The sequence below is a fragment of the Pseudonocardia hispaniensis genome (genome assembly GCF_042658695.1).
In the GTDB taxonomy this organism is placed as follows: domain Bacteria; phylum Actinomycetota; class Actinomycetes; order Mycobacteriales; family Pseudonocardiaceae; genus Pseudonocardia; species Pseudonocardia hispaniensis.
In genome coordinates this window covers 17,755-29,396 of the sequence record NZ_JBHSQW010000017.1, presented here as the reverse complement: position 1 = coordinate 29,396, position 11,642 = coordinate 17,755, and the positions used below count along the sequence as shown (strand labels likewise).

Here is an 11,642-nt window from a genome sequence, read left to right as displayed (position 1 = left end):
GGTGGAGCGCAAGGTACGTCTTCCCACCTTGCGCTCCACCCCTCGGGCAGGCTGCCCTTGGGCTCGCCGTGAGGAGATCACCACCGCCTCCGCACTTCCCCTGATCTCCGAGCGGTGCCGGGTCCGGGCGGAGCCCGGGTTTATGGTCCGTCGACCAGAGGGCGCGACAGCAGTAGTGTCATGCGTGCTATAGGCAGAGGGCGAGCCAAGGCGAAGGCACGGCGGGGCGACGGCCCGGATGACGGGTGCGCCGGCGTTCGTGAGCCACGGGTCCTGCTGCCGTCTGATCTCAACGGTGGCGGACAGAGGTCGCTGCCCGACGAGGATGTCTCGCATGGTGAGGATGCTGACGGCGTCGGCTTGTGGCGGTTCGGGTAGCCGTGCCCGCCGCCGGCCGCGCACGGGCGCTCCCTGGTCATCTGCGCGTAGCCTCGGGCTCATGAGGCTGGCGACGCTGCGTATTCGTCGGAAGCGGCCGTGGGCTGTCCCCTTGACGCGCTGTTCGTTCTGCGGGCAGAGGGCGGAGCAAGCTGGGAGGCTCTTCCCGGGACCCGGTGTCTTCATCTGCGCTGGCTGTGCGCAGCGCGCTGCAGATGCACTTGTCCACGCATAGGAACGAGCAGAGCGGACGGAATCCCACATAGGGCGCCCATACGGAGCTGACACGTTCGGGCGCGGCGGAACGCCGTATCAGACCACCTCGTGGAGGTGATCGTTAAGCGGTGCCGGGTGCGGGCGGAGCCCGAGAGGCCGACTCAGCCGAGTTGGGGCGTCACCTCTTCGAGGACGGTCCGCTCCAGCGACTCCGTCTCGTCGTCGACTGGCCGCTCCAGCGACTGCCTCACCTGGCCGATCGCGAAGTTCCAGTCCGCCGTGGACAGACGAATCGTCAGAATCTGCTCCATGGGCGGCCATTGGCCGTCAACCCACGGAACCTGCTCTTGCCCGGCCTGGCGGATTGCCAAGGCGACATCCTCGGTCGCGTAGTCGAGGCCGTTTCGGGCGTTGGCGGCGGTGTTGTCCATCGTCGCGTCGATGACGGACCACGACCGGGCCGTGAGCTGGACAGCGACTGTGGCGTCGGCGGCACTCATGCGGCGATCATGGCGCGTCTGCCGGTGTGTGAGCACAGGGCGCTCCTTCGTGGCAGGGCCGGGTAGCCGGTTCCGCCGGCCGCGCGCGGGCCGGAGGCAGGAGGGCGCGAGCCGAGCGGGGGCGGCGTGGCCGGCCCGCGCCGCCGCAGGCGGCGCCTTGATCTCATGGAGCCGAATTCGGCAGCCTCGGCGCGGGACACGGGTGGGAGCTGTGACGGGCCACGCGTCGAATCCTGACCGATGGAGGCCTACGGCGCCGCGGTCGTGCGGTATACCGAGGACTCGTAGGCGTGGGGTCGGCGGGCCGCGAGCATGGCTGAAAGCGCGGCGAACGCGTCGAGGCTGGTGGCGCCGAGCAGTTCGGACAGGCGTCGGACGCTGATGTAGTCGGCGTCACGCTGTCGGGCTTCGGCAGCGTGCCGGTCGACCTGGGCGAGGTCGGCCACATCGGGGTGGCGAGCATGACGTCGGCCGAGTCGATCCGCCTTGCGGGTCTCGTACGCGATCTCGGATATCCCGGTCACGTTTCGGATGATCTGCTCGGCCTCGTCGAGCGATGTGGTGTGTTCCAGGTGGCGGGCGGGAGTGAGCGTGGATGCGCGTTTGGCGTCGACCACGCGTAGGTCCGTTGTCGCGGTGGTCAGCTCGACCTGGTCGCCGGCGTCGCGCACCTCGACCCGGCCGCGGAGTCCGCTCGCCGCGGCGGCCAGGAGCCCGGAGGCTTCGGAGGGATGCCACGTGAAGACGTGGCGGACGCGGCGGATATCGGCTGCGGTGAGGCTCGGAAGTGACTGAGCGTCGAGCTGCGCGAGTCGCTCAGCCAGCGCCTCGCACGAAACCTCGCCGTCGAGTCCAGGGCCGGCGATCACCAGGCGGGTCGGGAGGCCGGTGCGGAGGCAGGCGGCGAGCGCCAGCTGGTCGGCGAGCGGGCTGCGCAGGCCCGGGTCGTGGCCAGTGGTGAGGGCGTCCCCGCCGACATCGACAAGCGCGATGTGGTCGACCTGGAAGTGTGCAGCGGCGGCGCTGATCTGGTCGGCGAGACCGGCGGCGCCGTGGGCCGGGTCGAGCAGCAGGAGCCGAGCCGGGAGGTCGGCGGCGAGGTACGGCAGGGACGAGCCGGCCGGCGCGACCGGGCGCGTGCTCGCGACGATCTCCAGCACACTCGGCGCCAGCTCGTGTAGACCGGTGAAGTCCTTGGCGGTGCGGGGCCCGGGCAGCGGGTCGACCATCAGTCGATCCCACGAGTACGTCATGACGACGGGAGGATCGGCCAGGCGCAGCGGCCTGACGAGTGCGGCGCTGGTGATCGCATCGCCCCCGCCACCCGCGGCCACGATGAGTGTCCGCACTCACCGGACCCTACAGACAGCAAGCGCCAACCACAGGCCTACGCTGGCTAGTGGCATAGGACAGTGAGATCCCGGCGAGGGGCAGATGCCCGAGATTCAGAAGGTGCTCCCGAAGTACCTGCAGATCGCAGGTCATATCCGGGACCAGATCGTGCGCGGCGACCTCCGCCCGGGCGACGAGGTGTCCTCGGAGCGCGAGCTTGCCGCGGCGTGGTCGGTGGCGCGGCCGACCGCGGCGCGTGCGTTGGAGTCGCTGCGAGTTCAGGGCCTCGTGGAGTCCCGGCAGGGATCGGGCACGTACGTGCGGGCCCAGCCGGGAGTGCCGCGCGCACGGGAGCGCTACGAGCGGGCCCGCGACCACGGCACGATGTACGGCGCTGCGGAGTCCGTGGAGTTCATCGCGACGGGGATTGTCAACGGTCCCGACCACGTCACCGAGGCTCTGCAGGTCCCGGCCGGGAGCCGGGTGGCCCGGCGGACGCGGCTGCTACGGGGTGAGGGCGGACGGCCGATCGAACTGTCGACATCATGGTTCACTGCGCAGGTGGCCGAACAAGCCCCGCGCCTGCTGGAGCCGGAGCGGCTGCTCGGGGGGACCGGCAGGTACCTCGCCGAGGTCACCGGTCGCGAGTCCGAGTACGCCCGCGACCAGGTCGCCGCTCGGCTCGCGACCGCAGAGGAGCGTCGACTCCTTGACCTCCCCCGACCGTCGGCAGTGCTCGTCTACCGACTGACCGCGTACGACCCGGCCGATCAGCCGGTCCAGTTCGACGAGGCCACCTATCCCCCGGATCGCTGGGAGTTCCGGCAGGAGTATCCGCTGGCCCGCTGACGCGGCCTCAGCCAGACCGGCGCGAGCCCCTTGTCCAAGTGGCATATGCCACTTATAGTGGCTGCTGGCATAGGCCACATGGCCGCCGCAGCCACGAGGAGCAGCAATGGCGATCCCCAGCCGATTCAAGATCAACCACGGCGACGTGTTCCCGCACGGCGCTTACGTCGTGTCCGAGGTCGAGCCGGTGCGGGACTGGGAGAAGTCCAGCGCGGGCCGTCCGGTGCAGCAGCTGGACAAGGAGTCCGGGCTGCCGGTGTGGGCGGTGTCGGTGCTGGACGCCGACCCGGACGCCCGCAAGGACGCCAAGACGGTGACGGTGAAGATCTCGGCCTCGCATCAGCCGGTGCCGCCGGAGGCCATGACCGGGATGCCGTTTCGGCCGGTGGAGTTCGAGGGCCTGACGGTCACGCCCTATGTGGCGGAGAACGGGAGCCGGCCGCGGGTGGCCTACAGCCTGCGCGCGACTGGGATGCGCGCCCCGCAGACCGGGGCGGCTCGGCCGGCGCCGAAGGCCGCCCGCGCGGATGCGGCCTGACCCGCGCGGGGAGGGGAGCCGCGGCGGCCACCGGGCTCCCCTCCCGATCTTCCTCACAGATGCCCTGACCAGGCTTTAAGTTCGGAAGGACACAAGGGTAGATGACTGCCTCGAACCAGAGCAGGACCGCCGGCGCCGATGTGCCGGCGAAGGTCTCCGCCGCGCTGGCGGAGTGCGATGCGCAACACCGGCAGGCGGCGAGGATGCCCGAGGGCACGCCCGCCGAGCACGCGGCCCGGGCCGCCCGGTTGGCCCTGGTGTGCGCCCGCCGTGCCGGCTGGTGGCGGGTCCTGGAGCGGTGGGCTTACCTCGACGGCGGCCTCCACGTCGTGCACGGCCGGGCGGCCAGGGCCGCTCGGGGCGCCGAGCAGCAGCGGGCGCGCTTCTGGCGGGACACGGCGCGGGACTGGCGGGCTCGCGCCGCCGGTGATCCGCGCGGCTCGGGGATGTGGGCGATGGGAGATCGCCTCGACGTGCCGGGGGTGGCGTGATGATCCGCGAGGTGGCTGGGCAGGACTGGCGCCGCGACGCGGCATGCGCCCGCCCCGGGGTCGACCCGGACGTCTTCTACCCGCTCCACAGCGGCCCGGCCGGGGCCGCCGCCGTCGAGCGCGCCAAGGCGGTGTGCGCGGGCTGTCCGGTCCGCTCGGCGTGTCTGCGCGACGCGATGGCCGCCGAGGAGCCGGGCGAGCGATGGGGCGTGATCGGTGGCATGTCCGCGGAGGAACGGGCCGCGCTACACGCCGGTGACCGGGGGGCCACGCCGGCACCCGACCCGGTGCCGATGACCCCGGCCACTCCGGTGCTCGTGTCGGTGGTGGGGGCGCAACTGTCGCTGTGGGAGCCGGTCAGGGGAGAGGCCGCATGATCATCAAGCGGGGTTCGTTCGGGCAGTGGACCACTGAGTACATCGAGACGCCGGTCGCGCTGACCGGGGCGCAGGCCGCGCGGTGGGCCGAGACCCGGGCCAACGCCGAGCGCCGCCGCGCCCGCAAGCAGGACGAGGACAAGGCAGCGACGGACAAGCGCGTTCGGGGTGGGCGGGAGCGAGGTCGGCGGGGTGGTCGCCGTGCGCGCTGAGCCGATGCCGTCCGTGCCGCTGCGGGCACGGACCGTGGCTACCGAGACCGGGTCGCGGTGGGCTGGCAGGCTGGCCCGCCTGTGGGCGCGACGGGGTGTCCGCGGCGAGGCGCGCATCGACGCGTGGCTGACTGCGCGGACCCGGGTGGACCTGCGGGCCCGCTGGCGCGAGGCGACCGAACGGGCCGGGTTCGGCGAGAAGCTGCTCACCCCGCTGGGCGGGTTCGGCACCGGTGGGCTGCCGCTGCTGACCCACGTCCAGCCCGGCCGGGGTCTGGGCGACCCGGCGTACCTGATCGTGCGGCTGCGCCCCGGCCAGACCCTCGCCGCCCTGGCCGAGGCGGCCGACGAGCTCGCGGCCGGGCTGGGCTGTTGGGGGGTGCGGTTGCGCCCGCGCGGGGTCGATCACGTCCGGGTCGACCTGATCGAGCACGATCCGCTGGCCGCTCCGGTGCCGTTCCTGCCCCCGCATTCGGCCGGCGAGCTGGTGTTCGGCATCGACGAGCACGCCGCCACGGTCACCGTCCCGCTCGACGAGCTGACGCATCTGACCGTGCAGGGCGCCACCCGCTCGGGCAAGTCGGCCTGGACCTACAGCCTGCTGGCCCAGCTGGCCGCCCGCCCGCACGTGGATATAGCTGGGATCGATCCCACCGGGCTGCTGCTGCGCCCGTTCGGGCCGCACCCGCGCGGCTGGCGGGTCACCGGCACCGATCACCCGCAGCGCTACGCCGACGCGATCGCCGCGGTGGTCGCCGAGATGGACCGGCGCATCGCCGCCCTTCCGCCCCGCGCCGACACCGTGCCGCTCGGCCCCGCCTGCCCGCTGCTGGTGGTGGTGCTGGAGGAGTGGGCCGCGGTGGGCCGGCTGGTCGGGCACACCCGGGCCAAACCCTCGGCGGTGCACCGGTCGGTGGCGCGGCTGCTGGCCGAGGGCGCCAAGGCCGGGATCCGGGTCGTGACGATCGTGCAGCGCGCCGAGGCCGACGTGGTCGGCGCGTTCGAACGCGACCAGGCCCTGACCCGACTGTCGTTCGCGGTCAACGACATCAACACCCTCAAGATGTTGCACCCTGAGGTGACCCCGGAGCAGGCCGACGTCCACGCCACCAGCCCCAAGGGGGTAGCCCTGCTGACCGGCCCCGGGCTGCCCCTGCTGCGGCTGCGCGGGCCGTGGATCGGCGGCTACGGCGCCTACTGCGACCACATCGCCGCCACCGACGCCGCCTGTCCGGGCACCCCCACTCATCCGGGCTGGGAGGCCGCAGCATGACCAGCACCCAGATCCCCGCGCCGACCGACGGGCAGCCGCTCGACCAGGAGCGGCTCACCCGCGCGCAGAAGGCGCTCCTGGCGCTGTCCGACGAGGTGGCCCGGCAGCTCGCCGAGGACCACGGCGTGTGCGTCCGGCCGCTGGCGATGCGTCGCATCGACCTCACCTCGGGGCGGGTCGATGTGGTTCCGGTGCCGTGCGGCTCGACCCGGGAGGACCGCTGTCGGCCGTGCGCGGACAAGGCTCGGCGGCTGCGGATGGTCCAGTGCCGACAGGGCTGGCACCTCGAGCACGAGCCCGTCGCCGCCCCGGCCGACCCGACCGCGCGGCAGAAGGAGCTGATGGCCGTCCGGGCGGACCTGCATGCCGCCTACACCGTTGCCCGCGAGCAGGGCGATGAGGACGAGTGCGAGGAGATCCGCGGCGTTGTCGCCGAGATCGACGCCGAACTCCGGGCGCTTGGGGTGCGGGGCCGGCTCGCCCCGCTCGACCCGCCCGACCGGGCCGCGGTCAAGCGCTCGACGCGGCGTCGGCAGGACGCACCGAACCTGCCGCGCCGGCCGGTGGAGAAGCGCACCCTCGGGCAGGTGTTCGGCGGGCGCTATCGGCCCTCGACGTTCCTGACCCTCACCCTCGACTCGTACGGCCGGGTGGACGCCGAGGGGGCCGCGGTCGACCCCGGCACGTACGACTACCGCCGGGCCGCCCGGGACGCGATCCACTTCCCGAAGATCGTGGACCGGTTCTGGCAGAACACGCGGCGCTGCGTCGGCTGGGACGTGCAGTACTTCGGCACCGTCGAACCCCAGAAGCGCGGTGCCCCGCACTTCCACGCCGCCATCCGCGGCACCATCCCCCGCGCCGAACTGCGAGCGATCGCCGCGGCGACCTACCACCAGGTGTGGTGGCCACCCCACGACGAGATCAAATATTCGGGGGATCGGCTGCCGCGCTGGGACGATCGGGCCAAAGCTTTCGTTGACCCGGACACCCGCGAGGCCCTGCCGACCTGGGAGGAGGCCACCGACCCCGAGGTCTTGATCACCCCCGCGCACACGGTGGTGTTCGGGGCGCAGGTGCACGTCAAGGGCATCCTCGGCGGCACCGAGGAAGCCGGCCGCCACATCGGCTACCTCACCAAGTACCTCACCAAGTCCGTCGGACAGGCCGCCGGCCTCGGTGAGGACGCGTCGGCCCGCCAACGCGAGCACGCCCGCCGCCTGGTCGCCGAGTTGCGGATCACGCCGTGCTCGCCGCGCTGCCCGGTCTGGCTGCTCTACGGGGTGCAGCCCAAGGGCGCCCGCCCGTCGACCACGCCGGGGGTGTGCAAGGGCAAGGCGCACCGCCCCGAACACCTCGGCCTCGCCGGCCGCCGCGTCCTGGTCTCCCGCAAATGGTCCAACAAGTCCCTGGCCGACCACCGCGCCGAGCGGTCGGCGTTCGTTCGGCAACTGCTCCACCGCGCGGGCGTGCAGCCGGCCTACGCCGTCGATGACGGTCCGTTCGAATGGGAACGCACCGCTCCCGGCGACCGCGACGTCCCACCCCGGCCGGTGCTGCTGCTGCACGCGATCCACCAACGCCAACGCTGGCGCGCCGACTACGACGCCGCCCTCAAGGCCGCAGGCGACCCACCTGACCAGAACCGTTCGGCAACTGAGGGGGAGGCGGCATGACGGGGCGTCTGGTAACCGATTTGATGACGGTGCGGGAGGTGCTCGCGGAACTGAACGGGGTATCGCGAGACACCTTCTACCGCTGGCGTCAGCTCGGTGTCGCGCCGCCCGCGATCCGGCTCCCCAACGGTGAGCTGCGCATCCGGCGGGCGGATTTCCTGCGATGGCTCGACGAGCTGCCGAGTGCGGCATGACTACCACCTACCAGGTGCGGTTCTGGGAGATCGCGCATTGGAAGAAGAAGGCGCGTCCGTATGGCGTCCGGTGGGTGACGGAGGGCAAGCAGCACTCCGAGTGGTTCGTGACGAAGGCGTTGGCGAACAACCGACGGTCCCAACTCATGCAGGCGGCGCGAGCAGGGGAGGCCTTCGACGTCGAGTCCGGCCTGCCGGCTTCGGAGATGCGTCGGAGGAACTCCGCAACCCTCGTCCAGCTTGCGCAGGAGTACGTGGCGATGAAGTGGCCCGACCAGGCGGCCAACTCCCGGCGAAGCACAGTGGATGCGTTGGCGACCGCCTGCGCTGCCTTCGTCGTCGATGGGCCGGCTCGTCCCAGCGTCGCGGCCTTGCGACGGATGCTGACCGTTCATGTGCTTCCGCCCTCGGACCGCCGGGACGAGATTGGCGATGAAGATCGGCTCGTCGTTGACTGGTTGGCGAAGTCGTCGCGACCTGTTGGTGATCTCGCGGAGGCGAGCGCGGCGCGGGAACTGCTCGATGGCCTGGCCAGGAACCTCGACGGCAAGGTTGCGGCAGCGACGGTGATCGGGCGCAAACGGGCGGTGGTGCACAACCTGCTTGCGTTCGCGGTCGAGCGCGAGCTGTTGGTCTCGAATCCAGTGACGCATCTCCGCTGGAAGCGTCCGAAGCGGGTGGAACAGGTTGACCCTCGCGTGGTGATCAACCCCAGGCAGGCGCGCGAGCTGTTCGTCGTGCTGAGCTACGTCGGGCGACGGAATGCAACTCGGGGTGCTCACCTGGTCGGCTTCTTCGCGGGCATCTACTACTCGGCGGCCCGTCCTGCGGAGATGATCAATATCCGTGAGACCGACTGCAAGCTCCCGGAAACCGGGTGGGGTGAGCTGACGCTGTGGGAGTCGCGTCCCGCAGCCGGGTCGCGCTGGACGGACTCCGGCGAGGTGCACGACCGGCGAGGTCTGAAGCACCGAGCCGCGAGAGAGGCGCGGATCGTGCCCATTCCGCCGGCTCTGGTGCTGTCGCTGCGTGAGCACATCGACCGGTTCGGCGTCGGGGCGGATGGCCGGCTGTTCCGGTCTCCCGGTGGGGGAGTGGTCGGCTCGGCGACGTACACGCGGGTGTGGCATGCGGCCCGGGAGCTTGCGCTCACGCCGGCGCAGGTCGCCTCCCCCTTGGCCGCGCGGCCGTACGACCTGAGGCACGCGGCGGTCTCGACGTGGCTCAACGCCGGGGTGCCTGCGGCCGAGGTGGCCGAGCGCGCGGGGCACTCGGTGGACGTGCTGAACAAGGTCTACGCGAAGTGCCTCGACGGGCAGCGCGATGCGATCAACGAGCGCATCTCCGCGGTACTCGGAAGCAGGCTCGGGTGATCTTCGGGCGGTTCGCGACTGTTTCGCGGACGCGTACAGAGATGCCGGCCCGGCCGCGGATACTGACAGACGGTCGGAGAGCGTCCGGAGTGCTGTCTTCGCAGTTCATGCGGTCGGGGAGGGGGTCCGAGCAGGTCGTCCGTGACGCCTCGGCGGTCGTGATCACGACGTTTAGGAAACCGTTGCTCTATCCCCTGAGCTACGAGGGCGTACCTGGACGATCCTAGCCGTACGCCGCCGGTGCCTGACTGCGGACGGTATCCCCCGGCAACGACTCCTCGCCCCGGCCGCGGACCCGCGCCCGGCCGGGCGCGGGTCGGGCAGACCATGGGGAGCGGACGCTGGGGCGCCTAGCTTGGGAGGTCGGACTTCTTCACACCGATGATCGCCTTGTAGTGCAGCGGGTCACCGGTGGTCGCGATGCGGTGCTGGTAGGTCTCCGACGCGTGCACCTCCAGCGTGCCGTCGCTGATCGCGGACTTGATCAGGGCGCTGAAGCCGGACGGGTCCTGGTCGGAGAGGAAGGTGTCCTTGATCGTGAAGGCGATCCAGCCGCCGTCCTCGACGAGGTTGTACGACTCGCGGAACGCGTCCGGCGGGGCGTCGCCGAAGCCGAGGGCGGCGACGGAGGTCATCCCGGTGAACCGGTAGCGCGCGAGGGCGGCGTGCTCGTCCTCGGTCAGCGCAGCCATGTCGACCACGTGGTAGTCCTCGTAGACGTCGGGGCGGTCGCGCATCGCCGCGTCGCGCGCCTCGGGCAGGATGTCCACGCCCACCACACCGGAGACGCCCGCCTTCACGAGCTCCTCGGCCATGATTCCGTTGCCCGCACCGAAGTCCAGCACGCGCAACCGGCCGATGTCGGCCCCGGCACGCCTCATTGCATCGACAAGCATCGTGCGTACGGTGGACGGCGAGGAACACTGCAGTATCTCGTAGAACACTCGCTCGTAAAGGCCGGTGATGGTATAGAGCTCGGCATAGTCATGGAAGCGGATCTCGCGCCAGCCGTCTTGGCTGTCGATCAGACACCACTCCGAATCCTGCTCATACCGCATTGAGTTCTCTGGGAGCGCGATGCGAATCCGATCCTTCGCAGCAGCGGTCACGAGAGGTCCTCCTCGGCACTCAACTGCACACCGGGACGCCCGGTGCGCAGGCATTGGCGGTGGCACCGACGACGGCCCAACCACCTCGAATTGGGCCGAATCCTGCGATCGCGACGCCACCCTTGGCGGACCTATGATCCCATGACTTGCACGTCACGGACGGGTTCCACGAGTTCGGGGGGCCCGCAAAAGCTGCGTTGACAGGCCCCCGGAACCGGCGCGAACTCCCCAATTGACCAGGCATTTCCTTCGTCTGGTCGAAGGACCGGTCCGGCGGATCAGCATCACGGCATATTCCCCCGTCTGGAGCAACGCGGCGGACGAATCATCGGGGCTCTCAGCCGCCTCTCATGCGTCCGGGCCAGACTGGCGGCATGCGAATCCTCGTCGTCGACGACGACCGGGCGGTGCGCGAGTCGCTTCGCCGCTCGCTCGCCTTCAACGGCTACCAGGTCGACCTGGCCGGTGACGGCCACGCCGCGCTGGAGGCGGTTGCGACGTCGCGTCCCGACGCGATGGTGCTGGACGTGATGATGCCGCGGCTGGACGGGCTGGAGGTGTGCCGACGGCTGCGGGGCAGCGGCGATGAACTGCCGATCCTCGTGCTCACCGCCCGTGACGCGGTGTCCGACCGCGTCGCGGGACTCGACGCGGGAGCCGACGACTACCTGCCCAAACCGTTCGCCCTCGAAGAGTTGCTGGCCCGGTTGCGGGCGTTGCTGCGCAGGCGGAGTCCCGAGGCCGGGTCGGCGACGGCGGCGGGCGCGGTGAAACCGCTGGTGTTCGCCGATCTCTCGCTGAACCCGGACACCCGCGAGGTGCGACGCGGGGATCGCGCGATCAGGCTGACCCGGACCGAGTTCTCGCTGCTGGAGTTGCTGCTCGCGCATCCGCGCCGGGTGCTGACCCGGGCTCAGATCCTCGAACAGGTATGGGGGTACGACTTCCCGACCACGGGCAACGCGCTCGAGGTCTACATCGGCTACCTGCGGCGCAAGACCGAGGCGGAGGGCGAGCCACGGCTGATCCACACCGTGCGCGGCGTCGGATATGTCCTGCGAGAATCTCCGCCGTGATCCGTTCCTGGGTCACCCGTGGGCCTGCCGCGGCGCCGGGGGAGAACC

14 protein-coding genes are annotated in these 11,642 nt (G+C 71.1%); 11 read left to right on the top strand and 3 right to left on the bottom strand.

The annotated features are described in order from the left end of the window. The first annotated feature begins 238 nt into the window (after nt 1–238). A complete protein-coding gene (locus ACFQE5_RS08815) occupies nt 239–613 on the top strand; it encodes a ClpX C4-type zinc finger protein (protein WP_379584341.1) in 375 nt (124 codons plus the stop codon). Nucleotides 614–755: 142 nt separating this feature from the next. On the opposite strand, the gene ACFQE5_RS08810 is transcribed toward ACFQE5_RS08815, so the two are convergent. Both ACFQE5_RS08810 and ACFQE5_RS08805 read right to left on the bottom strand, forming a co-directional pair. Then, complete coding sequence (locus tag ACFQE5_RS08810; protein ID WP_379584340.1) at nt 756–1,094, bottom strand: hypothetical protein; 339 nt, start codon at nt 1,092–1,094, stop codon at nt 756–758. Nucleotides 1,095–1,342: 248 nt separating this feature from the next. After that, nucleotides 1,343–2,443, bottom strand: coding sequence for a DUF1152 domain-containing protein (locus ACFQE5_RS08805; RefSeq protein ID WP_379584339.1), 1,101 nt, complete (start codon nt 2,441–2,443; stop codon nt 1,343–1,345). Nucleotides 2,444–2,528: 85 nt separating this feature from the next. On the opposite strand from ACFQE5_RS08805, the gene ACFQE5_RS08800 reads away from it, so the two are divergent. The 9 genes from ACFQE5_RS08800 (at nt 2,529) to ACFQE5_RS08760 (ending at nt 9,409) form a co-directional block, all read left to right on the top strand. Beyond that, nucleotides 2,529–3,275 (top strand): GntR family transcriptional regulator, encoded by a 747-nt coding sequence (locus ACFQE5_RS08800; protein WP_379584338.1) that lies wholly within the window; start codon nt 2,529–2,531, stop codon nt 3,273–3,275. Nucleotides 3,276–3,381: 106 nt separating this feature from the next. Next, nucleotides 3,382–3,813 (top strand): plasmid replication, integration and excision activator, encoded by a 432-nt coding sequence (locus ACFQE5_RS08795; protein WP_379584337.1) that lies wholly within the window; start codon nt 3,382–3,384, stop codon nt 3,811–3,813. A 101-nt stretch (nt 3,814–3,914) separates the two neighbouring features. Next, nucleotides 3,915–4,304 (top strand): hypothetical protein, encoded by a 390-nt coding sequence (locus ACFQE5_RS08790; RefSeq protein WP_379584336.1) that lies wholly within the window; start codon nt 3,915–3,917, stop codon nt 4,302–4,304. Next, complete coding sequence (locus ACFQE5_RS08785) at nt 4,304–4,681, top strand: WhiB family transcriptional regulator (RefSeq protein WP_379584335.1); 378 nt, start codon at nt 4,304–4,306, stop codon at nt 4,679–4,681. Before ACFQE5_RS08790 ends, ACFQE5_RS08785 begins: the two co-directional genes overlap by 1 nt. After that, nucleotides 4,678–4,893 carry a hypothetical protein gene (locus ACFQE5_RS08780; protein WP_379584334.1) on the top strand — a complete coding sequence of 72 codons (216 nt, stop codon included), beginning with the start codon at nt 4,678–4,680 and terminating at the stop codon, nt 4,891–4,893. The genes ACFQE5_RS08785 and ACFQE5_RS08780 overlap by 4 nt, the downstream gene beginning before the upstream one ends. Then, nucleotides 4,883–6,166, top strand: a complete 1,284-nt coding sequence (locus tag ACFQE5_RS08775) for an FtsK/SpoIIIE domain-containing protein (RefSeq protein WP_379584333.1) — start codon at nt 4,883–4,885, stop codon at nt 6,164–6,166. The genes ACFQE5_RS08780 and ACFQE5_RS08775 overlap by 11 nt, the downstream gene beginning before the upstream one ends. Beyond that, nucleotides 6,163–7,842, top strand: coding sequence for a replication initiator (locus tag ACFQE5_RS08770; protein ID WP_379584332.1), 1,680 nt, complete (start codon nt 6,163–6,165; stop codon nt 7,840–7,842). The genes ACFQE5_RS08775 and ACFQE5_RS08770 overlap by 4 nt, the downstream gene beginning before the upstream one ends. Next, complete coding sequence (locus ACFQE5_RS08765) at nt 7,839–8,036, top strand: helix-turn-helix transcriptional regulator (protein ID WP_379584331.1); 198 nt, start codon at nt 7,839–7,841, stop codon at nt 8,034–8,036. Before ACFQE5_RS08770 ends, ACFQE5_RS08765 begins: the two co-directional genes overlap by 4 nt. Next, entirely contained in the window at nt 8,033–9,409 is a 1,377-nt protein-coding gene (locus tag ACFQE5_RS08760) for a tyrosine-type recombinase/integrase (RefSeq protein WP_379584330.1), read from the top strand. Before ACFQE5_RS08765 ends, ACFQE5_RS08760 begins: the two co-directional genes overlap by 4 nt. Before the next feature lie 350 nt (nt 9,410–9,759). Here the strand turns inward: ACFQE5_RS08760 and ACFQE5_RS08755 are convergent, their stop codons facing one another. Then, complete coding sequence (locus ACFQE5_RS08755) at nt 9,760–10,518, bottom strand: class I SAM-dependent DNA methyltransferase (RefSeq protein WP_379584329.1); 759 nt, start codon at nt 10,516–10,518, stop codon at nt 9,760–9,762. A gap of 374 nt (nt 10,519–10,892) precedes the next feature. Between ACFQE5_RS08755 and ACFQE5_RS08750 the strand changes: the two genes are divergently transcribed. Continuing rightward, nucleotides 10,893–11,594, top strand: a complete 702-nt coding sequence (locus ACFQE5_RS08750; protein ID WP_379584328.1) for a response regulator transcription factor — start codon at nt 10,893–10,895, stop codon at nt 11,592–11,594. The last annotated feature ends 48 nt before the right edge of the window (nt 11,595–11,642 follow it).

Coding starts and splice junctions, on each gene's coding strand:
- ACFQE5_RS08760 (WP_379584330.1), top strand. CDS start 8,033: ATGACTACCACCTACCAGGTGCGGTTCTGGGAGATCGCGCATTGGAAG.
- ACFQE5_RS08790 (WP_379584336.1), top strand. CDS start 3,915: ATGACTGCCTCGAACCAGAGCAGGACCGCCGGCGCCGATGTGCCGGCG.
- ACFQE5_RS08780 (WP_379584334.1), top strand. CDS start 4,678: ATGATCATCAAGCGGGGTTCGTTCGGGCAGTGGACCACTGAGTACATC.
- ACFQE5_RS08810 (WP_379584340.1), bottom strand. CDS start 1,094: ATGAGTGCCGCCGACGCCACAGTCGCTGTCCAGCTCACGGCCCGGTCG.
- ACFQE5_RS08815 (WP_379584341.1), top strand. CDS start 239: ATGACGGGTGCGCCGGCGTTCGTGAGCCACGGGTCCTGCTGCCGTCTG.
- ACFQE5_RS08765 (WP_379584331.1), top strand. CDS start 7,839: ATGACGGGGCGTCTGGTAACCGATTTGATGACGGTGCGGGAGGTGCTC.
- ACFQE5_RS08785 (WP_379584335.1), top strand. CDS start 4,304: ATGATCCGCGAGGTGGCTGGGCAGGACTGGCGCCGCGACGCGGCATGC.
- ACFQE5_RS08770 (WP_379584332.1), top strand. CDS start 6,163: ATGACCAGCACCCAGATCCCCGCGCCGACCGACGGGCAGCCGCTCGAC.
- ACFQE5_RS08750 (WP_379584328.1), top strand. CDS start 10,893: ATGCGAATCCTCGTCGTCGACGACGACCGGGCGGTGCGCGAGTCGCTT.
- ACFQE5_RS08795 (WP_379584337.1), top strand. CDS start 3,382: ATGGCGATCCCCAGCCGATTCAAGATCAACCACGGCGACGTGTTCCCG.
- ACFQE5_RS08800 (WP_379584338.1), top strand. CDS start 2,529: ATGCCCGAGATTCAGAAGGTGCTCCCGAAGTACCTGCAGATCGCAGGT.